The following is a 24,199-nucleotide window of genomic DNA, read 5'->3' as shown; positions in this document are numbered from 1 at the left end:
GTCCGCAGCAAGGGCCCCCTCGGGGGGCAGCGAGCGTCAGCGAGCGTGGGGGCCCACGCTCACCCACTGCCACTCGAGCCAATTGTCGGCGCGCTGGATCGCGCTGACATTCGATCGCATCGCCCACGAGATCGACTGGCGGTGCAGCGGCAGCGCATGCACCTGCTGCTGAAACTCGCGCACGACCGACTTGACGATCTGCTCGCGCTTGGCCGCATCGGGCTCGCGGCTCGACGCGGCCGCCAGTTCGTCGAGCTTCGGGTTGGCGATCTGCGCGAAGTTCCAGCTGCCCACGCCACCCTCGCCGCGCGTGCGGTAGATCGGCGTGAAGGTCGTCTCGGCGTCAGTGACCGAGCCGCCCCAGCCGAGCAGGTACATCGAGGTGTCGAGCTTCTGCAGCTTGGGGAAGTACAGCGTGCGCGGCATCGCGTTGACCTTGACCTTCACCTTGAGCTGCGCCCACATCGCGGCCAGCGCGAGGCAGATCTCCTCGTCGTTGACGTAGCGGTTGTTGGGGCAGTCGAGCGTGACGTCGAAGCCCTCCGCGTAACCGGCGTCGGCCATCAGCCTGCGCGCGCCGGCCAGATCGAAGGGCAGGCGGCGCTCGAGCTCGGCATCGTTGTAGACGCCCAGCGGCGAGGGCATCACCGCGCCGGTGGGCTGGGCCTGGCCGCGCATCAGCTTGGTCTTGATCGTCTCGATGTCGACCGCCTGGTAGAGCGCGCGGCGCACGCGCGCGTCCTTGAACGGGTTGCGGCCCTTGAGGCTGGAATACAGCAGCTCGTCGCGCGTCTGGTCCATGCCGACGAAGAGCACGCGGTTCTCGGGGCCATCCAGCACGCGCACGCCGGCGGTGTTGCGCAACCGGGCCAGATCCTGCGGCGCCGGATCGAGCACGAAGTCGACTTCGCCCGAGACCAGCGCGGCCAGCCGCGTCGCGTCGCTCTTGATCGGCAGGAACTGCACCTCCTGCACATTGCCCTCGATGCGGCCCCACCAGTTCGGATTGCGCTTGAAGACCGTCTTCACGTCGGGCTGGCGCGAGACCAGCATGAAGGGGCCGGTGCCGTTCGCGTGCAGCGAGCTGTAGCCCTCCTGCTTGGCCTTGAAGTCCAGCGGCGCGGCGACGCCGTGCTTCTCGCACCACGCCTGGCTCATGATCGGCATCGAGCTCAGGTGCTGCAGGAAGATCGGATTCACCTGCGGCAGGCGGAACTCCACCGTCAGCGCATCGAGCTTGCGTGCCTCGCCCAGCGCGGTGGCGTAGACCTTGAGGTCGGAACTCGCGGCCGCCATGCGGCGCATCGAGAACACCACGTCGTCGGCCGAGAACGGCGTGCCGTCATGGAACTTGACGTTGGGCCTCAGCTTGAGGCGCCAGGTGGTCGCGCCGGTCTGCTGCCATTCGGTGGCCAGCAGCGGCACGATCTCGAGCTGCTTGCCGCGCCCAACCAGGGTTTCGTAGACCTGGCCGTTGATCTGGTTGGTCAGCGACTCGTTCTGCGAATGCGGATCGAGCGTCTGCAGGTCGCCTTGCGAGGTCCAGCGCAGGGTCTGCGCGCAAAGCGGCGCCATCGCGAGCGCCAGGACGAGAGCGGACACGGTCTGCGCGAGGCGCATGGGCTTTCTCCGTTCGATGAGCGCCGCAGTGTAGGTAGGACCCGAAAACAAAACAGCCGCAGGGGTTGCCTGCGGCTGCTCGATGGAAGCGAGTCCGGTCAGCGGAACTTGCTCTGCGGCACGGTCTTCAGGTCGCCGGGCAGCGAGGCGATGTAGTTCGCCAGCGCCTTGAGCTCGGCATGCGAGAAGGGCTTGGCCTGCGCGGCCATGATCGCGTTGCCGCGGCCGATCTGCGGGTTCTTCTCGGTCTGGTAGGACTTCAGCGCGACGTAGAGGTAATCGGCGTGCTGGCCCGAGAGCTTGGGGTAGCTCGGGTCGATCGGGGTGCTGAGGTTGGCGCCGTGGCAGGCCGCGCAGTTGCCCTTCTTCAGCAGCTCGGCCACCTGCGCGTTCGGCGCGGCCGGCTCCTTGGGCAGCTCGGCATGCGCGCCGCCCTGGTTCTCGTAGTAGGCGGCGACGTCGGCCATGTCCTGTTCGGACAGCGTGTCGGCGATGCCGCGCATCGTCGGGTGCTTGCGCTCGCCCTTCTTGTAGGCGCCGAGCGCGGCGACGATGTACTTGGCGTTCTGGCCCGCGATCATCGGGACTTTGTGCACTTCGGGGAAGCTCGACTGGTAGCCCGGGATGCCATGGCAGCCGATGCACATCGCGACCTTCTTGGCGCCGGCTGCGGCATCGCCGCCGGCGGGCTTGTCCTGCGCGTACGTGACGGGGCCGAATGCGATGGCGAGTACTGCGGTCGTCGCGGCGAACAGGGCTTTCATGGTCAACGCGTTGGGGCTCAGTTTGGGGCAGCGGGCGATTATACGGGTCGCACCTATACTGGCCCGAGCCATTGCCGCCTGCCGTACACACCATGAGATTCGAAGGTTCCGACCAGTACGTCGCCACGCCCGACCTGATGCTCGCGGTCAATGCCGCGATCGCCCTCAAGCGCCCGCTGCTGGTCAAGGGCGAGCCCGGCACCGGCAAGACGATGCTGGCCGAGGAAGTGGCGACCGCCTTGGGCCTGCCGCTGCTGCAGTGGCACATCAAGAGCACGACCAAGGCTCAGCAGGGCCTGTACGAATACGACGCGGTGAGCCGGCTGCGCGACAGCCAGCTCGGCGACGAGAAGGTCAAGGACATCCACAACTACATCGTCAAGGGCACGCTGTGGCAGGCCTTCACGGCCGAGCAACCGGTGGCGCTGCTGATCGACGAGATCGACAAGGCCGACATCGAATTCCCGAACGACCTGCTGCGCGAACTCGACCGCATGGAGTTCTACGTCTACGAGACGCGCGAACTCGTGCGCGCCAAGCACCGCCCGCTGGTGTTCATCACCTCGAACAACGAGAAGGAGCTGCCCGACGCCTTCCTGCGCCGCTGCTTCTTCCACTACATCAAGTTCCCCGACGCCGAGACGATGAAGAAGATCGTCGCGGTGCACTTTCCCGACCTCAAGCGCGAGCTGCTGACGGCGGCGATGAAGAACTTCTACGACATCCGCGGCCTGCCCGGACTCAAGAAGAAGCCCTCGACCTCGGAGCTGCTCGACTGGCTCAAGCTGCTGATGGCCGAAGACATCCCGCCATCGGCACTCGCCACCGGCGAGGACAAGGTCGCAATCCCGCCGCTGGTGGGCGCGCTGCTGAAGAACGAGCAGGACCTGACCCTGTTCGAGAAGCTGGTCTTCATGCAGAAGCACAACCGATGAGCGTCGTGCCCTGGCTGCAGCCGGTCACGCTGGCCGGCGAGCATGTGAAGCTCGTGCCGCTTGCACGCGAGCACCATGACGGACTCGTCGACGCGGTGCGCGACGGCGAGCTTTGGAAGCTCTGGTACACGAGCGTGCCGACGCCCGAGGCGATGGCCGGCGAGATCGAGCGCCGGCTCGGCCTGCAGGAGCGCGGCTCGATGCTGCCGTTCACCGTGCTCGACGCGTCCGGCCGGATTGCCGGCATGACAACCTACATGCATGTCGACGCGGTCCACCAGCGCGTCGAGATCGGCTCGACCTGGTACCGCCGCGACGTGCAGCGCACACCGCTCAACACCGAGGCCAAGCTGTTGCTGCTCGGCCATGCCTTCGAGCGCCTGGGCTGCATCGCGGTCGAGTTCCGCACCCATCGCTTCAACCAGCAAAGCCGCCGCGCGATCGAGCGCCTGGGCGCGCAGCTCGACGGCATCCTGCGCCACCACCAGCGCACGGCCGACGGCACGCTGCGCGACACCGCCGTCTACAGCATCACCGCGCCGGAATGGCCGACGGTGCGCTCGCACCTGCGCTGGCAACTCGACAAGCCGCGCGCCGCGTCACAAGATTGAGCGCATCGAGTCGGAGGCCCCCATGCTGACCGCCTTCTTCTACACGCTGCGCGCCACCAAGCTGCCGGTGTCGGTCAACGAGTACCTGAGCCTGCTCGAGGCCCTGCGCGCTGGCGTCATCGACGACGGCGACGGCCCTTCGGTCGACAAGTTCTACTTTCTCGCCCGCACGGCGCTGGTCAAGGACGAGGCCCACTACGACAAGTTCGACCGCGCCTTCGCGGCCTACTTCAAGGGCGTCGAGCTGGTGGCCGACTTCAGCAAGGACGTTCCGCTCGAGTGGCTCAAGAAGACGCTCGAACTCGAGCTCAGCCCCGAGGAGAAGGCCGCCATCGAGAAGATGGGCTGGCAGGAGCTGATGGACACGCTCAAGAAGCGCTTCGAAGAGCAGAAGGAGCGCCACGAAGGCGGCAGCAAGTGGATCGGCACCGGCGGCACCAGCCCGTTCGGCAATGCCGGCTACAACCCGCAGGGCATCCGCATCGGCGGCGCTGGGCGCAACAAGAGCGCCGTCAAGGTCTGGGACCAGCGCGCCTACGCCGACTACGACGACACCAAGGAACTCGGCACCCGCAACATCAAGGTCGCGCTGCGCCGCCTGCGCCGCTTCGCGCGCGAGGGCAACGAACTCGAGCTCGACCTCGACAACACCATCCACGCCACCGCAGCCAACGCCGGCCTGCTCGACATCAAGATGATTCCCGAGCGGCACAACAAGGTGAAGGTGCTGCTGCTGATGGACGTGGGCGGCACGATGGACGAGCACATCCACCGCGTCGAGGAGCTGTTCTCGGCGGTCAAGAGCGAGTTCAAGCACCTGGAGTTCTTCTACTTCCACAACTGCGTCTACGACTTCATGTGGAAGAACAACCGCCGCCGCTTCAGCGAGAAGTTCGCGACCTGGGACGTGATCCGCAAGTACAACAAGGACTACAAGCTGGTCTTCGTCGGCGACGCGACGATGAGCCCCTACGAGATCCTGCAGCCCGGCGGCAGCGTCGAGTACAACAACGAGGAGCCGGGGGCCGAGTGGCTGCAGCGGCTCACGCACGCGTTCCCGAAGTACGCGTGGATCAACCCGGAGCCGCAGGGCGTGTGGGGCTACCGGCAGAGCATCGCGATCGTGCAGCAGCTGATGCACCAGCGCATGTTCCCGCTCACGCTGGCCGGGCTCGAGGACGCCATGCGCTTGCTCAGCAAGTGATGCGCCGCGGCTCGCGCCTGGCATCGCTGCGCCCGGCGCTGCGGCTGCTGCTGGCTGCCATGCTGCTCGCGGCCGGCGGCGCGCACGCCTTCTACGCCGATGCCGACGGCGACGGCGACCCCGACGAACCCGGCGCCGAAGCCGAGGCCACGCAGCCGGCTGCGCGCGTGCGTGCCGGCGGCGCCGAGACGGTCGAGCTGCGCGGCGCGTCCTACCGGCTGGTCGTCAACGCGCCGAACCCGTCGCGCGACCTGCTTGCGCGCCACCTCGACGTGGCGCGGTTTCGCGACCAGCCCGACCTGTCGCGCAGCGAGATCGCGCGGCTGGCCGCCGCGACCGAGGCGCAGGCGCGCTCGCTGCTGGAGACCCAGGGCTATTTCTCGCCCGATGTCGAGGTGCAGCGAAGCGACGCCGCCGACGGCGAGCCCGCCACGATCACCGTGAGCGTCGATCCCGGCCGGCCGGCGCGCATTGCCGACGTGCAGCTCGAGATGCAAGGGCAGATGCTCGATCTCATCAATGCCGGCGACGCCCGTTCGCAGCGGCGCTGGCAGCGGCTGCAGTCGCGCTGGACGCTGCAGCGCGGCGCGCGCTTCACGCAAGACGCCTGGAGCGCAGCGAAGACCGCGCTCATCACGCAGCTGCGCAACAACGGCTACGCGACCGCCGCCTACGCAGGCACCAGCGCCCAGGTCGATGCGACCGAGAACAGCGTCAAGCTGCTGGTCATCGTCGACAGCGGGCCGCTGTTTCGCATCGGCGAGGCGCGCGTCGAGGGGCTTGCGCGCACGCCGCCCAGCGCGGCGCTCAACGTGCTGCCGTTCGAGATGGGTGAAACCTACAGCGAGCGCGACCTGCTCGACTGGCAGGAGGCGATCCAGAAGCTCGGGCTGTACGAGGGCATCGCGGTCGAGCTCGATCCGGACGTCGAGCGTGCCGAGCGCGCCGTCGTCACGGCGCGGTTGCGCGAGGCGCCGATGCAGCAGGCCTCGCCGTCGATCGGCTACAGCTCCTCGACCGGCCCGCGCGTGGGCATCGAGTACACGCACCGCCGCCCGTTCGACAAGGACTGGATCTTCAACACCAAGATCAAGCTCGGCCGCGACGAGCGCGTCGCGACCGCCGACCTGATCTCCTATCCGCGCGAGAAAGGCTACCGCTGGCTGGTCGGCGCGCGCGCCGACTACCTCGATGCCGGCGGCTCGATCACCACCTCGCAGCGCCTTCGCTTCGGCCGCTCGCTCGACACGCTGAACTTCGACCGCCTCAACTACCTCGAGTACAACCAGACCAGCGTCGAGACCGACAACACCCGCACCACCGATCGCGCGGTCAGCGCCAACGTCGAGTGGATCCGGCTCGGCGTCAACAACGCCACCTTCCCGACGCGCGGCCTGACGCTCAACCTGCAGACCGGCGTCGGCCTGGCCCACGACAGCGACGGCGACAACGGCCCGTTCGCGCGGCTGTACGGCCGCGCGGTGCTGTACCAGCCGCTGGTCGCCGGCTGGCTGGGCGTCGCCCGCGTCGAGGCCGGCCAGGTGATCCGGCGCGATGCGCAAGGCATCCCGGACTCGCTGCTGTTTCGCACCGGCGGCGACGACTCGGTGCGCGGCTACGGCTACCAGACGCTGGGTCCGCAGCGCGACGGCGCCACGGTCGGTGGGGCGGTGCTTGCCGCCGGCTCGATCGAGCTGATGCACCGCTTGTCGGAGCGCTGGCGCGACTGGTACGGCGCGGTGTTCGTCGACGCCGGCAACGCCGCCAACGAATGGGGCGAGCTGAACCCGGCCTACGGCTACGGATTCGGCGTGCGCTGGCGTAGCCCGGTCGGCCCGATGCGCATCGACCTCGCCTATGGCGAAGAGGCCCACTCGGTGCGGCTGCACCTGAGCGTGGGCATCACGTTCTGATGAGCGCCACCACGCCGCCGCGCGCATCCGCGCCGCCACCGCTGTCGCCGCGGCCGCCGGCGCCGCCGCCGCGCGCTCCCGCGTGGCGCCGGCTCGCGCGTGCATTGCTGATCGGTGTCGTGCTGCTGGTCGCCGCAGCGGCCGGCGGCGGCTGGCTGGCCTGGCGCGCGCTGCACACCGAGGCTGGCAGCGCACAGGCGCTGGCGCTCGCGCAACGCGTGGTGCCCGGGCTCGCGCTCAGCGGCGCACGCGGCGCGCTGCTCGGCGAGTCGGCACGCTTTGCGCTCGACGCCCTCTCGCTCGACGCTGCCGGCTGGCGCGTGCGCGTCGGAGGCCTGCGCTGGCAATCGCTGACGGTGTCCGACTGGCAATGGCATGCGCCGTTCGTCAGCGTCCACGCCGCCTCGCTCGGCGCCGCGAGCGTCGATCTGGAGCCGCCCCGGCGCACCGAAGGCCCGGCGTCGCCGCCGCCGACCGCACTGCATGTGCCGATCACCGCGCGCATCGACGCGCTGCACGTGCAGCGCCTGTCGATCGCCGGCCAGCCCGCGCCGGTCGAAGACTTGGCCGCGCGCCTCGAGGCCGGCGCGGTGCATCGCATCGACGGCCTCTCGCTGCGCTGGCGCGGTCTGGCGCTGCAAGGCCGGGCCACGGTGGGCGCCGACGCGCCGATGCCCCTTTCGCTCACGCTCGACGCGCGCGGCGAGCCGGCTCAGGCGTCCGGTGCCGTCGTGCCGCCGTGGGCGCGCGGCGCGCAGGCCAGCCTGCGTGCGGGCGGCACGCTGGCGCGCATCGACGCGCAGGCCTCGCTGACGCTGCAAGGCCAGCAGGTCGACGCGCAGGCGCGCGTGACGCCGTTCGAGCCCTTGCCCGTCTCGCAGCTCGAGGCGCGCTTCGCGCGGCTGGACCTCGCGCCGCTGGCCGCGCTGCTCGACGCCGCGGCACCGACCACGGCGCTGGACGGCCACCTCACGCTGCAGCTCGACGCGACCCGGCCGCTCGCGCTGTCGGCACAGCTGCGCAACGACGCGCCCGGGCGCTGGGACCTGCAACGGCTGCCGCTGCGCGAGCTGAACCTGCAGGCCAGCGGCCGCGGCACGCGTTGGAGCGTCGAGCGCGCGCGGCTGCAGCTGGCCGGAGAGCGCGGCACGGCCGCCGGGCGCATCGAGCTGCGCGGCAGCCTCGACGGCGCGACCCGCGTGCCGCTCGGCGAACTCGTGGTCGAGCTGGCCGACGTGGTCTTGCCGGCGCTCGATGCGCGCGCGCCGCCGTTGCGCCTGGCCGGACCGTTGACGATCAAGCACCAGGACCCCGCACGCGACGCGCCGTTCGGCCGGGTCGATCTCGACGCGCGCCTGACCGGCGGTCTCGTGGCCGATGCGCAGCGTCGCGCGCCGCCGGCGCTGCGCGAGGCCAAGGTGCGGCTGCGCGCCCGGGCCGAGCTGACGCCGCAACGCCTGCTCGTCTCGGCGCTCGAAGCGAACGCCGGCGACGCGGTGCTCGACGGGCGCGGACAGGCGCGCCGCGACGGCGCGAGCTGGCGCGGCGACGCGCAGCTGCAGTGGAAGGCCTTCGACCCGGCGCTGTGGCTGCCGGGCGACCCGGGCGCCGCCTGGCGCCGCGCCGGCAACCGCATCGACGGCGACGCCCAGCTCCAGGCGCGCGTGCCCATCGAGCGCAAGGGCGCGTCGCTGCTGGCGGTGCTCGACGGCGAGCTGAACGCGCGCATCGCCGAAGGCAGCCGCTTCGCCGGCCTGCCGATCGCCGGCCAAAGCGGCTGGCGCGCCGACGGCCGTGGCGTGCTCGATGGCCGGTTGGCGCTGCGCGCGGCCGATCAGTCGGCCGACGCCGAGCTGCATGTCGCGGGCCGCGGCGCCGACCGCCTCTCGCTGCGCGTCGATGCCCCGCAGCTCGAGCGCCTGGCGCCGCTGGGCGAGGCGCTCGCGCTCGGACCGCTGGCCGGCCGCGCGCAGCTCGGCCTCGAAGCGAGCGGCGGCCTCGCCCCCTGGCTCGGCCTGCCGGCCGCGACGCCGTCGGCGGTGCAAAGCCGCGGCAACGCCGAGCTGGAGGGCCTGCGCGTCGGCACGCTGCGCGTGGCCCGCTCGCGCGGGCGCTGGAACCTCACGCTGCCCGGCGCCGCCGGCAGCGCGGCCGGCGCATGGCAGGACACCGCGCTGCAACTCGACTGGCGTGCCGAACGCATCGAGCTGCCGAGCCTGGTCATCAGCGCCGCCGCCGCGCAGCTGCAAGGCCGGCTCGCCGACCATCACGGCGGCGTGCGCGCGGTGCTGCGCCAGCCGCAGCCCCAGGCCGGCGCCGAGGCGCGCGCGCCGGGCGCGCCGCTGCTGCTCGACGCGACACTGGCCGGCCAGTGGCTCGGCGAGGGCGAGGGACAGCGCTGGCGGCTGCGCCTGCCGCGGCTGTCGCTGCAGGCGGTCGACGCGGTCACGGCGCAGGCGCTGGTCGACACGACGCTCCCCGCCGACGCCGGCGAAGCGATCGCCGCGCTGCCGCCGCTGCCCCCCGCCGGTCGCGGCGCGCCGCCGCCCCTGCTGCTGGCGCGCGACCTCGAAATGGCGCTGGAGCGCCAGCCCGGAAGCGCACGCGCCACGCTCGCGCCCGGCGCACTGGCACTGCTCGGCGCGACGCTGCGCTGGCGCGAGGCGCGCTGGGAACAGGCCGAGGGCCAGCCGCCGCGCCTCGACCTCGCAGGGGAGATCGAACCGTTCGCGCTGGCCGCGCTGCTGCAGCGCCTGCAGCCCGACTTCGGCTGGCAGGGCGACCTGCGCGCTGCCGCGCGCTTCGAGCTGCGTTCGCGGCCCGAGGTCAGCGTGCGCGCCGAGATCGCGCGCCTGGACGGCGACCTGACGATCAGCGAGTTCGGCGTCGAGACCGCGCTCGGCCTCAGCGAGGCACGCCTGGCGGTCGTGGCCGATGGCGGGCGCTGGCACGTCGAGCAGCGGCTGTCCGGCGCCAACCTCGGCCACGTCGGCGGCGACCTGCGCATCCAGGCCGACCCGCGCGCACTGTTCCCCGGCCCCGACGCGCCGCTCGACGGCAGCTTCGGCGCACGCGTCGAAAACCTGGCCGGCTGGGGTGCCTGGGTACCGGCCGGCTGGCGGCTCGGCGGCCGGGCCGACGCGGCGCTGCACATCGGTGGCACGGTCGCGGCGCCGAGCTGGACCGGCGTCGTGCGCGGCGACTCGCTGGCGCTGCGCAACACGCTCGAGGGCGTCGCGCTGGACGAAGGCCGCCTCGAGCTGCGCTTCGACGGCGAGACGGCGCGGCTCGAAACGCTCGCGTTCAAGGCCGGCAACGGGACGCTGCGCGCCAGCGGCGATGCGCGACTGGGCGCACAGCCGGTGGCACGGCTGCAGCTCGCGGCCGAACGCGCGACGGTGCTGGGCCGCGTCGACCGCCGCGCGGTCGTCAGCGGCGAGCTCGCGATCCGCCTCGAGGCGCAGGCGATCGACGTTCGCGGTCGGCTGCAGGCCGACGAAGGCCTGGTCGACATCAGTCGCGCCGACGCGCCCAGCCTCGGCGACGACGTGGTCGTGCGCCGCGCCGGCGACGTGGAGGATGCGCAGGCGGCCGCGGCCGCGCGCCGCAGCGCGCGCCCGATCACGCTCGACGTGGTGGCCAACCTCGGGCAGCGCTTCCGCCTGCGCGGGCGCGGCATCGACACGCGGCTCGAAGGCGAGCTGCGCCTGACCACGCCGCGCGGCCGGCTCGCCGCCAACGGCGAGATCCGCACCGAACGCGGCACCTACGAGGCCTACGGCCAGAAGCTGGAGATCGAGCGCGGCGTCATCACCTTCGTCGGCGACATCGCCAACCCGCGGCTCGACATCGAGGCGATCCGCCCCAACCTCGACACGCGCGTCGGCGTGCGCGTCGGCGGCAGCGCCAATGCGCCGCGCGTGCGCCTGTTCTCCGACCCCGAACTGCCCGCCACCGAGAAGCTCGCGCTGTTGGTCACCGGCCGCTCCTACGACAGCCTGGGCGGCGGCCAGTCGCTGATCATGCAGCGCGCCGCGTGGGCGCTGCTGGCCGGCGAGGGCAACGGCGACAGCGAGGCGTTCAACGTCGCCAAGCTGCTGCAGCTCGACGAGCTGTCGGTGCGCCAGAACGAGGACGGCACGGTGCGTGAGACCGTGGTCACCGTCGGCAAGCAGATCAGCGACCGCGTCTACGTGGGCTACGAGCGCGGCCTGAACGCGACCACCGGCAACTGGCAGATCACCTACCGCATCGCGCAGCGCTTCACGCTGCGCGCACAAAGCGGCGACGATCCGGCGCTGGACCTGATCTGGCTGTTCAGGTGGAACTGAACCGCCACGCCCGCCACCTACAATTCGCGCCCGGTCCGCTCCCCGTAGTTCAATGGATAGAACGGCCGCCTCCTAAGCGGCAAATACAGGTTCGATTCCTGTCGGGGGGACCATTCAATAGAGCTCAGCGCGCGCGCATCGCGCGCGACAGCAGCAGCACCGGCAGCAGGCCCACCACCACGATCGCCAGCGACGGCAGCGCGGCCTCGGCCAGGCGCTCGTCGCGCGCGAAGTTGTAGGCCACGACCGCCAGCGTGTCGCTGTCGAAGGGGCGCAGCACCAGCGTCGCGGGCAGCTCCTTCATCACGTCGACGAACACCAGCAGCGCCGCCGCCAGCGCCGCGCGCGACAGCAGCGGCAGATGAACGCCGAAGAACAGTCGCGAGGCGCCAGCGCCGAGCATGCGCGCGCTGTCGTCGAAGCTGGCCGGGATGCGCGCGTAGCCGGCCTCAACCGACTGCAGCGCCACCGCCGAGAAACGCACCAGGTAGGCATAGATCAGGCCGGCGGCCGTGCCGGTCGCGGCCCATGCGATGCCGGCCGCGACCGCCGATCCCGGCGCCGTGGCCTGCGCCCAGCCGAGCGGCAGCAGCAGCCCCACCGCGATCACCGCGCCGGGCACCGCGTAGCCGAGCGACACCAGCCGCACCATCGCCGGCGCGAGCCGGCCGGCCGCGGCACGCTGTCGCAGCACCGCGGCGAACAGCAGCGCCAACGTGACGGCCACCGCGGCGGCCAGCGCCGAGAGCTGCAGGGTCGTCAGCGACCATTGCCAGAAGCGCGCCCACGGCAGGCCGAAGTCGCCGTGGCGCGCCTCGAGCCAGACGCTGCGTGCCAGCACGGCCACCGGCAGCACGAAGCCCAGCAGCACCGGCGCGGCGCACAGCGTCCACGCGGCGAGCGCCGCGCCGCGCTCGAGCCGCACCGGGCGCGACTCGCCCGACTGCGCACCGCGGCGGCTGCTGGCGAAGCGCAGCCGTGCCTGCGCGCGCCGCTCGGCCCACAGCAGCAGCGCGACGACCGCCAGCAGCACCGTCGCGAGCTGCGCCGCGGCGATGCGGTCGTCGGCCGACAGCCAGGCCTTGTAGATGCCGGTGGTGAAGGTGGACAGCCCGAAGTAGGCGCCAACGCCGTAGTCGGCCAGCGTCTCCATCAGCGCCAGCGCGGTGCCGGCGGCCAGCGCCGGTCGCGCCAGCGGCAACGCGACCTCGCGGACGCGCCGGCCGAGCCCGGCGCCGAGCAGCCGCGCGGCTTCCATCAGGTGCACGCCGCGCTCGACCAGCGCCGCGCGCGTGAGCACGTAGACGTAGGGGTAGAGCGCGAGCGTGAACAGCACGATCGCACCGGGCAGGCTGCGCACGTCGGGCCACAGCGCGCCGCTCGCGCCCGTCCAGCGGCGCAATGCGGCCTGCAGCGCGCCGCTGGGCTGCAGGAAGTCGGTCGCCGCATAGGCCAGCACATAGGCCGGCATCGCCAGCGGCAGCAGCAGCGCCCATTCGAAGACGCGCCGGCCGGGGAAGTCGAACAAGGTCACGGCCGCCGCGGTCGCGCCGCCGAGCAGCGCAACGCCGATGCCCACGCCGGCGGCCAGCAGCAGCGAATTCAGCGCATAGCCCGGCAGCACCGTCGAGACCTGGTGGCGCAGCAGCTCCCAGCTCGCGGCCTGCGGCGTCAGCCAGGCGCTCAGCACGCCCAGCAGCGGCAAGGCGAGCAGCGCGCAGCAAGCGATCGCGAGCCGGCGCATGTCAGCGGGCCTGACGCGCGATTCGATCGGCCTGGATCGGGACGGCAGCGATGGAAATGCGAACGCTTTTCATTGTGATGCGACCGCTATCATAGGTCGATGTTTCTCCAGCTCGACGCCCTCACGCTGCGCTATCCGGCCACCGGCCTCGGCGAAACGGCCGATCGCCCGGCCGTCGATGCGGTCAGCTTCGGCCTGGCGCGAGGCGAGATCGGCGTGCTGATCGGTCCCTCCGGCTGCGGCAAGACCTCGGTACTGCGCTCGATCGCCGGCCTCGAGCGTCCCGAATCGGGGCGCATCGTGCTCGACGGCCGCACGCTGACCGGCGACGGCGTCCACGTGCTGCCCGAGCAGCGACGCATCGGCATGGTGTTCCAGGACTACGCGCTGTTCCCGCACCTGACGGTGGCCCAGAACGTGGCGTTCGGCCTGCACGCGCTGCCGCGCGCCGAACGCGAGGCCCGCGTCGCGCGGCTGCTCGACCTCGTCGGGCTGGGCCATGCCGCGCAACGCGCGCCGCACCAGCTCTCCGGCGGCCAGCAGCAGCGCATCGCGCTGGCGCGCGCGCTCGCGCCGCAGCCCGAATTGCTGCTGCTCGACGAGCCCTTCTCCAGCCTCGACGTCGACCTGCGCGAGCGCCTCGCGCAGGAGTTGCGCGCGATCCTCAAGCAGACCGGCACGACGGCCTTGTTCGTCACGCACGACCAGCTCGAGGCCTTTGCGCTCGGCGACGCGATCGGCGTGATGCACCGCGGCCGCCTGGAGCAGTGGGACGCGCCCTACACGCTCTACCACCGCCCGGCCACGCGCTTCGTGGCCGACTTCATCGGCCATGGCGTGTTCGCGCCGGCGTCGATCGTCGAGGGTCCGCAAGGCCCGCGCGTGCGCACGCCGCTGGGCGATCTGGCCGACCTGGCCGAGTGCCCACTGCCGGACGCCTTTGCCGGCGCCGGCTGCGAGATCCTGCTGCGGGCCGACGACATCGTTCACGACGACGCCAGCCCGGTGAAAGCCCGCATCGAGCGCAAGGCCTTCCGCGGTTCCGAGTTTCTTTACACCTTGCAACTCCAAACCGGCGAACGCGTCCTCGCCCACGTGCCCAGCCACCACAACCACCAGCTCGGCGAGTGGATCGGCATCCGCGCCGAGGTGGACCACGTGGTCACCTTCCCGCGCGAAGCCTGAGCCGCCGGTGCGGCCGAAGCCCCGATCCCCCGCAAAGCAGGCAACTTTCGGGGCAGACACCGAGACCAAGCACCGGGCCCGGTCCTATACTGCCCGGGAAGTCAAGCGCTGCGCGGGGCAAGCCGTTTTCCCATGCGCCGCCGCTCGGCGAATTTCGAGACGGAGTGGCACATGGGTGCGAAATTGAAGGTGGCCGGCTGGGTCGCCCTGGGTGCCGTGGCAGGCGCGCTGACCACGATGCAGTTGCAGGCCATTGCCCGCAGTTCTCTGGCTCCCCTCCCGCTCGACGAACTCCAGCAGCTGGCAGCCGTGTTCGGTCTCGTGAAGACCGACTACGTCGAGGCGGTCGATGAGAAGAAGCTGATCACCGACGCGATCGGCGGCATGGTCGCCGGGCTCGACCCGCACAGCCAGTACTTCGACAAGAAGTCGTTCAAGGAATTTCGTGAAGGCACCACCGGCCGCTTCGTCGGCGTGGGCATCGAGATCGGCATGGAGGACGGCCTGGTCAAGGTGGTCTCGCCGATCGAGGGCTCGCCGGCGTTTCGCGCCGGCATCAAGAGCGGCGACCTGATCACGAAGATCGACGAGACCTTCGTCAAGGGCCTGACGATGGACCAGGCCGTCAAGAAGATGCGTGGCGAGCCGGCCACCAAGGTCATCCTCACGATCTTCCGCAAGGCCGAGAACCGCAGCTTCCCGGTCACGATCACGCGCGAGGAGATCCGCGTGCAAAGCGTGCGCGCCAAGATGGTCGAGCCCGGCTACGCCTGGCTGCGCGTCACGCAGTTCCAGGACCGCACCGTCGACGACTTCGTCGCCAAGCTGTCCGACCTCTACAAGCAGGATCCTTCCCTGAAGGGCATCGTGCTCGATCTGCGCAACGACCCGGGCGGCCTGCTCGAAGGCGCGGTCGCGATCTCGGCGGCCTTCCTGCCGCGCGACGCGGTGGTCGTCTCGACCAACGGCCAGATCGCCGAGTCGAAGGCGGTCTTCAAGGCCAACCCCGATTCCTACGCGCGCCGCGGCAGCGACCCGCTGCGCAAGCTGCCGGAAGGCGTGAAGAGCGTGCCGCTGGTGGTGCTCGTCAACGAAGGCTCGGCCTCGGCCAGCGAGATCGTCGCCGGCGCCCTGCAGGACCACAAGCGTGCCGTCATCATGGGCGCGCAGACCTTCGGCAAGGGCTCGGTGCAGACCGTGCGCCAGCTCTCGCCCGAAACCGCGCTCAAGATCACCACGGCGCGCTACTACACGCCCAGCGGCCGTTCGATCCAGGCCAAGGGGATCGTGCCCGACGTCTGGCTCGACGAGACCGCCGAAGGCAACGTGTTCGCCGCGCTGCGCCCGCGCGAGGCCGATCTCGAGAAGCACATCACCAACGGCCAGGGCCCGGAGGATTCGCCGAAGAACGCCGACCGCGAGAAGGCCCGCGAGGAGGCCGCCAAGAAGCTCGAGGCCGAGTTCGCGCAGAACAAGACGCCCAAGACCCTGCCCGAGTTCGGCAGCGCCGAGGATTTCCCGCTGCTGCAGGCGCTCAACCGCCTGAAGGGCAAGCCGGTGCTGGTCTCCAAGACCCAGACCGAACGCAAGCCCGAAGAGACCAAGACCAACTGAGCCGCACGCGCAACGCATGACCCAAGGGGCCCTCGCGGGCCCCTTTTGCCGTCCGCCCCCTGCCGCCGCCCCGACATGACGACCGAACTTGACCTCAGCGACGCGCAGCTGCTGCGCTACAGCCGCCACATCCTGCTCGAGGAGCTGGGCGTCGAGGGGCAGGCGCGCCTGCTGCGCTCGCACGCGCTGGTGATCGGCGCCGGCGGGCTGGGTTCGCCGGCCCTGCTCTACCTCGGCAGCGCCGGCGTCGGCACGATCACCGTGGTCGACCACGACACGGTCGACGTGACCAACCTGCAGCGCCAGATCGTGCACGACCTCGCCCACGTCGGCGCAGCCAAGGTCGACTCGGCGGCCGAGCGCATCGCCTCGATCAATCCGGAGGTCACGGTGCGCGCGCTGCGCGAGCGCGCCGACGCGGCCCTGCTCGACCGCCTGGTCGCCGAGGCCGACGTGGTGCTCGACTGCAGCGACAACTTTGCGACCCGCCACGCCGTCAACCGCGCCTGCGTCGCGCACCGCAAGCCGCTGGTGGCCGGCGCGGCGATTCGCTTCGACGGCCAGATCAGCGTCTACGACCGCAGCGATCCCACCGATGCCGAGCGGCCGTGCTATGCCTGCGTCTTCCCCGAGGAGGCGAGCTACGAGGAAACGCGCTGCGCGACGATGGGCGTGTTCGCGCCGCTGGTCGGCCTGATCGGCACGATGCAGGCCGCCGAGGCGCTCAAGCTGTTGGCCGGCATCGGCAGCTCGCTGGCCGGCCGGCTGCAGATGCTCGACGGCCGCAGCCTCCAGTGGGACGAGATCCGCGTGCTGCGGCGCGCCGACTGCCCGGTCTGCGGCCAGCGCCGCGAGGGTTAAGCTCGCTTCCGACCATGAGCAAAGACACCAGCGCCAAGGGCGCACCTGCCGCGCCTTCCGACTCCCCGACGCCCGCGCCGCTGGGCAAGCGCAACTTTCCGTCGGCCCGCGAGGAGGCCGAGCGCGCCGCCCTCGAAGGCCGCGCGCTGCGCTACGCCGGCCCGGAAAGCAGCTACCACCTGGCGTTCACCGACGAGCCCTTTCTGCTGCGCGAAGACATGCGACCAGTGCGCATGCAGCTCGAGTACCTCAAGCCCGAGCTGATACAGCGCGAGTTCGGCATCGAAGCGACGATCGTGCTGTTCGGCAGCGCACGCATCCCCTCGCGCGAACAGGCCGAGCAGCGCCTGGCCGAAGCCAAGGCCACGGGGGACGCCAACGCCGTGGCGCGCGCCGAGATGTCGCTGGCGATGTCGCACCACTACGAGCAGGCGCGCCGCTTCGCGCACATCGTGACGACCGCGTCCAAGCGGCTGGAGCACAAGATCGTCGTCGTGACCGGCGGCGGGCCCGGCATCATGGAAGCCGGCAACCGTGGCGCCTTCGAGGCCGATGGTCCGAGCATCGGCATGAACATCGTGCTGCCGCACGAGCAGGAGCCCAATCCGTACATCACGCCGGAACTGTGCTTCCAGTTCCACTACTTCGCGCTGCGCAAGATGCACTTCCTGATGCGCTCGATCGCATTGGTGTGCTTCCCCGGCGGCTTCGGCACGCTCGACGAGTTGTTCGAAGTCATGACGCTGCAGCAGACGGGCAAGGTGCGCCGGCGCCCGATCCTGCTGTTCGGCCGCGAGTTCTGGACGCGCCTGATCGACTTCGACCTGCTGATCGGCACCGGCATGATCTCGCCCGGCGACACCAAGCTGTTCCACTTCGTCGAAAGCGCCGAGGAAGCCTGGAACCTGATCGTCGAGCACTACTCCCTCACCTATACCGCCGAACCGGCCACGAGCCCGCCAGGCGTTCCGCAGCCCGAGCCCAAGAAGCCCTGAACACGCTCATGAGCACCAGCCTCGCCCCCGCCCGCGCCGCCGCGCGCCCCGTCGCGCTGATCGGCGCACCCACCGACATCGGCGCCGGCGCACGCGGCGCCAGCATGGGCCCGGAGGCGATGCGCGTCGCCGGCATCCAGCCCGCGCTCGAAGGCCATGGCCTGACGGTGATCGACCGCGGCAACCTGGGCGGCCCGTCCAACCCCTGGCTGCCGCCCACCGACGGCTACCGGCACCTGAGCGAGGTCGCCGCCTGGAACCGCGCGGTGCACGACGCCGTGCACGCCGAGCTGGCGCTGGGCCACCTGCCGATCCTGCTCGGCGGCGACCACTGCCTGGGCATCGGCTCCATCAGCGCGGTGGCGCGCCACTGCCGCGAGGCCGGCAAGAAGCTGCGCGTGCTGTGGCTCGACGCGCACGCCGACTTCAACACCAGCCTGCTCACGCCCAGCGGCAACATCCACGGCATGCCAGTCGCCTGCCTGTGCGGCCACGGGCCGCAGGAGCTGATCGAGATCGGCGGCCAGGTGCCGGCGATCAACCCGAAGTGGATCCGCCAGATCGGCATCCGCAGCGTCGACCCGGGCGAGAAGCGCTTCGTGCACGAAGTGGGGCTCGAGGTCTTCGACATGCGCTACATCGACGAAATGGGCATGCGCCACACGATGGAGCTGGCGCTGGCGACGATGGACGCCAACACGCACCTGCACGTGAGCTTCGACGTCGACTTCCTCGACCCCGAGATCGCGCCGGGCGTGGGCACCACCATCCCCGGCGGGCCGACCTACCGCGAGGCGCAGCTGTGCATGGAAATGATCGCCGACACCGGCCGGCTCGCCTCGCTCGACGTGATGGAGCTCAACCCGGCGCTCGACGTGCGCAACAAGACCGCGGTGATCGCGCTCGACCTGATCGAGTCGCTGTTCGGCAAGAGCACGCTGATGCGCAAATGAGTTCGTTCTCACTCGCCCTTGGGAGAGGGAGCAACGGCCTCGCATGGCCCGTGCGCGCGCCGAAAGCGCCACGGCTCGATCGCGTTCGCATCGGCGAACAGCCCGCGCCGCGCACGTCGTGCGGCGGCTTCCTCGTCGCCGTAAGGCCCCGGATCGCCGCGCCAGTGCGACGACCACGCATGGCCGGCACGCACCAGCGAGGCGGCCACGTCGACACCCTCAACCGACACGCGCGCGAGCCCGCGGCCGTGGCCGTCGGTCGCGACGCGCTCGACCGCGACGACGCGCCCCATCACCTGCCGCTCGAGCGCGCGCGTCGCCGCGTCGCCATGTGCCTGGCAGCGCTCCGGCGCGTCGATGCCGACCAGGCGCAGCTTCACCGGTCGCGGCCGCGAGCCATCGCCGGCCTGCGGCCGCACCCACAGCGTGTCGCCGTCGCTGACGCGCGTGACGGTGCCGGCAAAGCGCTCGGGCTGCGCCTGCGCAAGCGGCACGCACAGCGCGAGCAGGCAGATCGCCAGCGACCTCATGCGCGAGCCAGCACGCCCCACAGCCACCAGCCGAACAGGCCCGCGCACAGCAGCCACACAGCCACGATCAGCAGCGCACCCCAGACCAGCTTCGGTGCGCGCTCGCCGCTGGCCTCGGCTTCGGCCAGGCGCGCCTGCCACAGCGGCGCCGGCGTGAGCTTGACGGCCAGCGCAATGCCCAGCGGCACGAGGATCAACTCATCGAGCAGGCCCAGCACCGGGATGAAGTCGGGGATCAGGTCGATCGGGCTGAGCGCATAGGCCAGCACGAAGAGCGCCACCGCCTTCGGAAGCCAGGGCGTCTGCGGATGGCGCAGCAGCTTCCACAGCGCGAGCAGGTAGACGCCCAGGCGCGCGCGATGGGCCGCGCCGAACAGGCGACGCAACTTCTTCACGCGGCGGCCTTTCGCGGCCGTCGGCGCGGCGGCCGCGGTGCCGGCGGCAGATGCCGATCGGCCGCATCGGCGGCAGCGTTCATTTCGGCGAGCAGGCGGTCGAGTCGGTCGGCGAGCTTTTCGGTGCTCATGGCTTCACGGAAACGCTCCACCATCAGCGGCAGCGCGAGTGGACTGGGCAGCTCGAGCCTCACGTGCTCGAGCTTCAAGCCGCGCATTTTGCGCAAGCTCGCGGCCAGGCGCTCGAGCGCGAGTTCCTGCGACAGCACCTCGCGCTCGGCCTGGCAGAGCAGCAGGTTGCCGGCGTCGTACTTGCGAAACACCTCGTAGAACAGGCTGCTCGAGGCCTGCAGCTGGCGCGTGCTCTTGGACTGGCCGGGATAGCCGGTGAACACGAGCCCGGCGACGCGCGCGATCTCGCGAAAGCGCCGCTGCGCGAGCTCGGCCGAGTTGAGGCTTCGCAGCACGTCGTGCTGCAGATCGCGGTCGTCGAACAGCGTGCCGTCGGCCAGCGGTGCGAGGTCCGGCGGCAGCGCCGACAGCAGTTCGAAGCCGTAGTCGTTGACCGCGAAGCTGAAGGTGTTGGGCCGGGTTCGCGAGAGCCGCCAAGCGAACAGCAGCGCCAGGCCGATGTGGACGTTGCGCCCGGCGAACGGGTACAGGCACAGGTGGTGACCGTCGCGCGAGGCGAAGGTCTCCGCGAGCAGGGTCGAGGGCGTGGGCAGCCTGGACAGGCGCGCCTGCGTTTCCAGCATCGCGCGCGCGGCCTGCAGCTCGGGCTCGCCGAAATTGCCTCGCCGCGCGCCGTCCATCAGCTCGAGCACCGCGTCGGCCATCTCGGTCGACAAGGGCATCTTGCCGCCGCCCCACACCGGCACCGCAGCGCGCGTGCGGCTGGCCTTGCGCACGTAGGCGGCCATTTCGCGCGTGCGCACGTACTCGAGCACGCGGCCGGCGAAGACGAAGCAGTCGCCCGGCTTCAGACGCGCGATGAAGCCTTCTTCGATCGTCCCCAGCGTGCCGCCCGAGAGCCACTTCACCTGCATCGCGGCGTCGCTGACGATGGTGCCGATCGCCAGACGATGGCGACGCGCGATGCCGCGGTCGGGCACGACCGCGCGCAGCTCGCCTTGCGCATCGGTCCGCACCGCGACGCGGTGGTAGTCGGGATAGGCACCCAGGCTCGCGCCGCCGCGCTCGACGAAGTCGAGCGCCCAGCGGAACTCCTCGAGCGTAAGCGCGCGGTAGGCCCAGGCCCGCCGCACCTCGTCGTACAGCGCCGGCGCGTCGTGGCCGCCGCCTTCGCCCGGTCGCGGCTGCACCGCGAAACCGCCGCCGAGCGCGACGGTGACCAGGTGCTGCACCAGCACGTCGAGCGGCTTGTCGGGCGTTTCGCGCCGCTCGATGCGCCCGGCCTGTGCCGCGCGCCGCGCCGCGGCGGCCTCGACGAGCTCCAGCGTGTTGGTCGGCACCAGCGTGATGCGGCTCGGGCGCCCCGGCTGGTGGCCGCTGCGCCCGGCGCGCTGCAGCAGCCGCGCAACGCCCTTGGCCGAGCCGATCTGCAGCACGCGTTCGACCGGCAGGAAATCGACGCCGAGGTCGAGCGACGACGTCGCGACCACCGCCTTCAACGTGCCCTGCTTCAATCCGGCCTCGACCCATTCGCGCACCGACTTGTCGAGCGAGCCGTGGTGCAGCGCGATCAGCCCGGCCCAATCGGGCCGCGCGTCGAGCAGCAGCTGGTACCAGATCTCGGCCTGCGAGCGCGTGTTGGTGAACACCAGTGCGGTGCCGGCCGCGGCGAGCTCGTCGGCCACCGGCGCCAGCATCTGCGCGCCCAGGTGGCCGCCCCACGAGAAGCGCCCGGGCTGCGCGGGCAGCAGCGTGTCGATCACCAGCGCCTTGTCGACGCGCCCGCGCACCAGCCGCGGCGAGGCGCCGCCGGCCGGAATCAGCACACGCGCGGCCTCGTCGAGGTTGCCGAGCGTCGCCGACAAGCCCCACACCACCAGCGACGGGTTCCAGCTCGCCAGCCGCGCCAGCGCGAGTTGCGTCTGCACGCCGCGCTTGCTGCCCATCAGTTCGTGCCATTCGTCGACGACGACCACGTCGATCGCACCGAGCTCGGCTCGTGCGTGTTCGCGCGAGAGCATCAGGCTCAGCGACTCGGGCGTCGTGACCAGCACGCTGGGCCAGCGGCGGTCCTGCCGCGCGCGTTCGGCCGAAGGCGTGTCGCCGGTGCGCAGCCCGGCGGTCCAGCCCGGCGCGAGTTCGCCCAGCGGCAGCTGCAGCGCCCGCAGCGTATCGGCCGCGAGGGCGCGCATCGGCGTGATCCACACCACGCGCAACGGCGGCGCGGTGCGGCCGGACAGCGCCCCGGCGGCGGCGGCGGCGCGCAGCAAGGCGCCGAACCACACCGCATAGGTCTTGCCGGCGCCGGTGTTCGCATGCAGCAGGCCGCTCTCGCCGGCGAGCATGGCCGACCACACTTCGCGCTGGAACGCGAACGGTCGCCAGGCGCGGGCCGCGAACCAGGCTTCGGCGACGGTCAGGTCGAGGGGATCAACGCGCACGCGGCGACGATGCCACAGCCGATCGGCATCGCGGGAGAGCGCGGCGGCCCGGGCGCATCGGCCGGGCCGGAACGCAAGGCGACGGGCTCAGCGAACCGCGGCGCCGCCGAACATCAGGCGCATGCGCTGCCACGCCAGCGCCAGCCGCGTGGTCCATGACAAGGTCGGCAAGACGCTGCGCGGACGCAGCGCCGCAGCGGCGCGATGGTGATGCAGGGGCATGCCTCGGCGGTCCAGTGATGTGACGTGCATGGCGGTCTCCTCGCCGGCGACCGCGTCGTGACGCGACCGCTCGTGGGACACAGCATCGCGCAACGCCTGCGCAGCCGAATCCCCCAGTCGGACGACGCGCGACGTGGTCCTGGGGATGCAGCCGCCCCGCGTTCACGGGTGCGTTGCGGCGCCGCATCGAAAGGCCGGCCCGCAAAGGTCAATCGATCGTCACGTGGTCATGCGCGGGCCTGCCTAAGCTGGCCCGGACCCGATCCCTGCGTTCACACGCGACCGACATGAACCGACTCTGCTCGACCTTGCTTTGCCTGCTGCTGGCCGCCTGCGGCGGCGACTCCGTGTCCCCGCGCCTCGGCACGCCGGAGCCGACGCCGCAGCCCAGCACCGACAAGCCCTACGCCGACCTGGCCGCGGGCAGCTTTGCGCTGACGCTGTCCAACGGCACCGGCGGCCGGTGGCGCGACGACCAGATCTACATCACGATCGTCGGCGTCAACGGACCCGCACCCGACGGCGCGATCACCTACGTGCGCCCCACCGCGACCCGTGTCGCCGGCGCCCCGCCGCGGCCCGGAACGACCGAAGCGTTGCAAGGCGTGCTGGCCGAGGTGCGCATGGGCAGCGCCGCCGACAACACCTCGCCCGGCTGCATCGCGGCCGCGGGAAGTTGCTACGTACCCTATGCCTTCACGCTCGCCGACCTGGGCCCCGAGCGCACGCTGTTCCTGCCGGGCGACGGCAAGTACTACGGCAGCCGCATCTATGTCTCGATGGGCAGGCCGCTGCTGCAGCAGGTCAGCCCGGACGGGCGCGGGATCTCGCAACCCAACATCGAAAGCAGCGCCGATCCGAACTTCACGACGGTGTTCGACTGGTTCGAGTTCACCTACGACCCGGTGAAGACGCCCGATCCCATCCCGTTCGGCGGCAACGTCACGCAGGTCGACCTCTACAGCGTGCCGCTCATGTTCGAAGTGATCGGCGTGAACGACACGAGGATGACGCGCGGCATCAGCGTCGGCGCCGGATCGTCTTCCGGCGCCGCGACGCGCGACGAGCTGTTCGCGATGTACCGCGCAAGCGTCGGCCCCGCCTTCGCCGATCTCGCACAGATGGACGGCGACGCCATCGTGCGGCTGATCGCGCCCTACCACGCGGCCAACTTCGGCCCCGGCGGCGCCGACACGGCGTACTTCGACGCCTATGTCGACCAGGTGTGGTCGCAGTTCGCGAGCGACCCGGGATCACTGGACTTCCGCGACCAGCCGCCCCTGCCCGACGGCACGCCGCAAGGCAACCGCTTCTACGGCTGCACGCCGGCCGAGGTGCAGGTCCACCCGGATAGGCTGTGCTTCAAGTACACCCCGGCCGCCGACACGAACCTGAGCACCGGCCCGTTCTACATCGCCAAGCCCAGCAGCTACGACGTGCTCACCAACGGCGGCGCATTGCAGCCCGGCTGCAAGAGCAGCGCCGACTACGGCGAATGCGATGCCTTCGGCGCCCAGCTGGCGGCGGCGCTGAACCGCGCGGTGGCGCACCAGCCGGCTCAGTGGCGCGACGCGCAGGCCTTCTACCTTCAGGATCCCAAGAACGACTGGGCGCAGTTCTGGCACAAGGTCAGCATCGACGGCCGCGCCTACGGCATGGGCTTCGACGACGTGGCCGACCAGAGTTCGGTGGCGATCCTCCCGCTGCGAGAGAACATCCTGCAGCTCACGCTCACCATCGGCTGGTGAG

18 protein-coding genes and 1 tRNA gene are annotated in these 24,199 nt (G+C 71.2%); 12 read left to right on the top strand and 7 right to left on the bottom strand.

Annotated features, from left to right (window positions below; genetic code table 11):
* Nucleotides 1–36 precede the first annotated feature (36 nt).
* Together ACO2TI_RS07005 and ACO2TI_RS07000 are read right to left on the bottom strand one after the other, a co-directional pair.
* Nucleotides 37–1,620, bottom strand: coding sequence for an ABC transporter substrate-binding protein (locus ACO2TI_RS07005; RefSeq protein ID WP_423283025.1), 1,584 nt, complete (start codon nucleotides 1,618–1,620; stop codon nucleotides 37–39).
* 98 nt (nucleotides 1,621–1,718) lie between these two features.
* Nucleotides 1,719–2,384: a c-type cytochrome gene (locus ACO2TI_RS07000; protein WP_423283023.1), complete on the bottom strand. Its 666-nt coding sequence runs from the start codon at nucleotides 2,382–2,384 to the stop codon at nucleotides 1,719–1,721.
* A gap of 92 nt (nucleotides 2,385–2,476) precedes the next feature.
* Between ACO2TI_RS07000 and ACO2TI_RS06995 the strand changes: the two genes are divergently transcribed.
* From ACO2TI_RS06995 to ACO2TI_RS06970, 6 genes are all read left to right on the top strand, one after another.
* Nucleotides 2,477–3,319, top strand: a complete 843-nt coding sequence (locus tag ACO2TI_RS06995; protein WP_423283022.1) for an AAA family ATPase — start codon at nucleotides 2,477–2,479, stop codon at nucleotides 3,317–3,319.
* Complete coding sequence (locus tag ACO2TI_RS06990) at nucleotides 3,316–3,930, top strand: GNAT family N-acetyltransferase (protein ID WP_423283021.1); 615 nt, start codon at nucleotides 3,316–3,318, stop codon at nucleotides 3,928–3,930. The genes ACO2TI_RS06995 and ACO2TI_RS06990 overlap by 4 nt, the downstream gene beginning before the upstream one ends.
* 22 nt (nucleotides 3,931–3,952) lie before the next feature.
* Nucleotides 3,953–5,134, top strand: coding sequence for a vWA domain-containing protein (locus tag ACO2TI_RS06985; protein ID WP_423283020.1), 1,182 nt, complete (start codon nucleotides 3,953–3,955; stop codon nucleotides 5,132–5,134).
* Nucleotides 5,134–7,047 (top strand): autotransporter assembly complex protein TamA, encoded by a 1,914-nt coding sequence (locus ACO2TI_RS06980; protein WP_423283018.1) that lies wholly within the window; start codon nucleotides 5,134–5,136, stop codon nucleotides 7,045–7,047. The genes ACO2TI_RS06985 and ACO2TI_RS06980 overlap by 1 nt, the downstream gene beginning before the upstream one ends.
* Entirely contained in the window at nucleotides 7,047–11,378 is a 4,332-nt protein-coding gene (locus ACO2TI_RS06975; RefSeq protein ID WP_423283017.1) for a translocation/assembly module TamB domain-containing protein, read from the top strand. Before ACO2TI_RS06980 ends, ACO2TI_RS06975 begins: the two co-directional genes overlap by 1 nt.
* Nucleotides 11,379–11,416: 38 nt before the next feature.
* Nucleotides 11,417–11,491, top strand: a tRNA-Arg gene (locus ACO2TI_RS06970).
* An 11-nt stretch (nucleotides 11,492–11,502) separates the two neighbouring features.
* On the opposite strand, the gene ACO2TI_RS06965 is transcribed toward ACO2TI_RS06970, so the two are convergent.
* Entirely contained in the window at nucleotides 11,503–13,122 is a 1,620-nt protein-coding gene (locus ACO2TI_RS06965) for an ABC transporter permease (protein WP_423283015.1), read from the bottom strand.
* 99 nt (nucleotides 13,123–13,221) lie between these two features.
* Between ACO2TI_RS06965 and ACO2TI_RS06960 the strand changes: the two genes are divergently transcribed.
* The 5 genes from ACO2TI_RS06960 to rocF all read left to right on the top strand — a co-directional run bounded on the left by ACO2TI_RS06960 (nucleotide 13,222) and on the right by rocF (nucleotide 18,730).
* The gene (locus ACO2TI_RS06960; RefSeq protein ID WP_423283014.1) at nucleotides 13,222–14,307 is read left to right on the top strand and encodes an ABC transporter ATP-binding protein; all 1,086 of its coding nucleotides are present in this window, start codon (nucleotides 13,222–13,224) and stop codon (nucleotides 14,305–14,307) included.
* Nucleotides 14,308–14,478: 171 nt separating this feature from the next.
* Nucleotides 14,479–15,921: a S41 family peptidase gene (locus tag ACO2TI_RS06955; RefSeq protein ID WP_423283013.1), complete on the top strand. Its 1,443-nt coding sequence runs from the start codon at nucleotides 14,479–14,481 to the stop codon at nucleotides 15,919–15,921.
* Nucleotides 15,922–15,996: 75 nt separating this feature from the next.
* Nucleotides 15,997–16,782, top strand: coding sequence for a HesA/MoeB/ThiF family protein (locus tag ACO2TI_RS06950; protein ID WP_423283011.1), 786 nt, complete (start codon nucleotides 15,997–15,999; stop codon nucleotides 16,780–16,782).
* Between the two features lie 14 nt (nucleotides 16,783–16,796).
* Complete coding sequence (locus tag ACO2TI_RS06945; protein ID WP_423283010.1) at nucleotides 16,797–17,777, top strand: LOG family protein; 981 nt, start codon at nucleotides 16,797–16,799, stop codon at nucleotides 17,775–17,777.
* An 8-nt stretch (nucleotides 17,778–17,785) separates the two neighbouring features.
* Entirely contained in the window at nucleotides 17,786–18,730 is a 945-nt protein-coding gene (rocF, locus tag ACO2TI_RS06940; RefSeq protein WP_423283009.1) for an arginase, read from the top strand.
* A gap of 8 nt (nucleotides 18,731–18,738) precedes the next feature.
* On the opposite strand, the gene ACO2TI_RS06935 is transcribed toward rocF, so the two are convergent.
* The 4 genes from ACO2TI_RS06935 to ACO2TI_RS06920 all read right to left on the bottom strand — a co-directional run bounded on the left by ACO2TI_RS06935 (nucleotide 18,739) and on the right by ACO2TI_RS06920 (nucleotide 22,480).
* Nucleotides 18,739–19,260: a thermonuclease family protein gene (locus ACO2TI_RS06935; RefSeq protein ID WP_423283008.1), complete on the bottom strand. Its 522-nt coding sequence runs from the start codon at nucleotides 19,258–19,260 to the stop codon at nucleotides 18,739–18,741.
* Nucleotides 19,257–19,655 carry a YkvA family protein gene (locus ACO2TI_RS06930; RefSeq protein ID WP_423283006.1) on the bottom strand — a complete coding sequence of 133 codons (399 nt, stop codon included), beginning with the start codon at nucleotides 19,653–19,655 and terminating at the stop codon, nucleotides 19,257–19,259. The genes ACO2TI_RS06935 and ACO2TI_RS06930 overlap by 4 nt, the downstream gene beginning before the upstream one ends.
* Nucleotides 19,652–22,228 carry a ligase-associated DNA damage response DEXH box helicase gene (locus ACO2TI_RS06925; protein ID WP_423283005.1) on the bottom strand — a complete coding sequence of 859 codons (2,577 nt, stop codon included), beginning with the start codon at nucleotides 22,226–22,228 and terminating at the stop codon, nucleotides 19,652–19,654. Before ACO2TI_RS06925 ends, ACO2TI_RS06930 begins: the two co-directional genes overlap by 4 nt.
* Before the next feature lie 87 nt (nucleotides 22,229–22,315).
* On the bottom strand, nucleotides 22,316–22,480 hold the full coding sequence (locus ACO2TI_RS06920) for a hypothetical protein (RefSeq protein WP_423283003.1): 165 nt from the start codon (nucleotides 22,478–22,480) through the stop codon (nucleotides 22,316–22,318).
* A gap of 257 nt (nucleotides 22,481–22,737) precedes the next feature.
* Between ACO2TI_RS06920 and ACO2TI_RS06915 the strand changes: the two genes are divergently transcribed.
* Nucleotides 22,738–24,198 carry a beta-1,3-glucanase family protein gene (locus tag ACO2TI_RS06915; RefSeq protein WP_423283002.1) on the top strand — a complete coding sequence of 487 codons (1,461 nt, stop codon included), beginning with the start codon at nucleotides 22,738–22,740 and terminating at the stop codon, nucleotides 24,196–24,198.
* Nucleotide 24,199: the final 1 nt, after the last annotated feature.

Source organism: Caldimonas sp. KR1-144 (assembly GCF_049446155.1).
Classification (GTDB): Bacteria; Pseudomonadota; Gammaproteobacteria; order Burkholderiales; family Burkholderiaceae_C; genus Rivibacter.
Note: the sequence above shows the minus strand (reverse complement) of the source record. Positions and strands in the feature narration are given on the sequence as shown.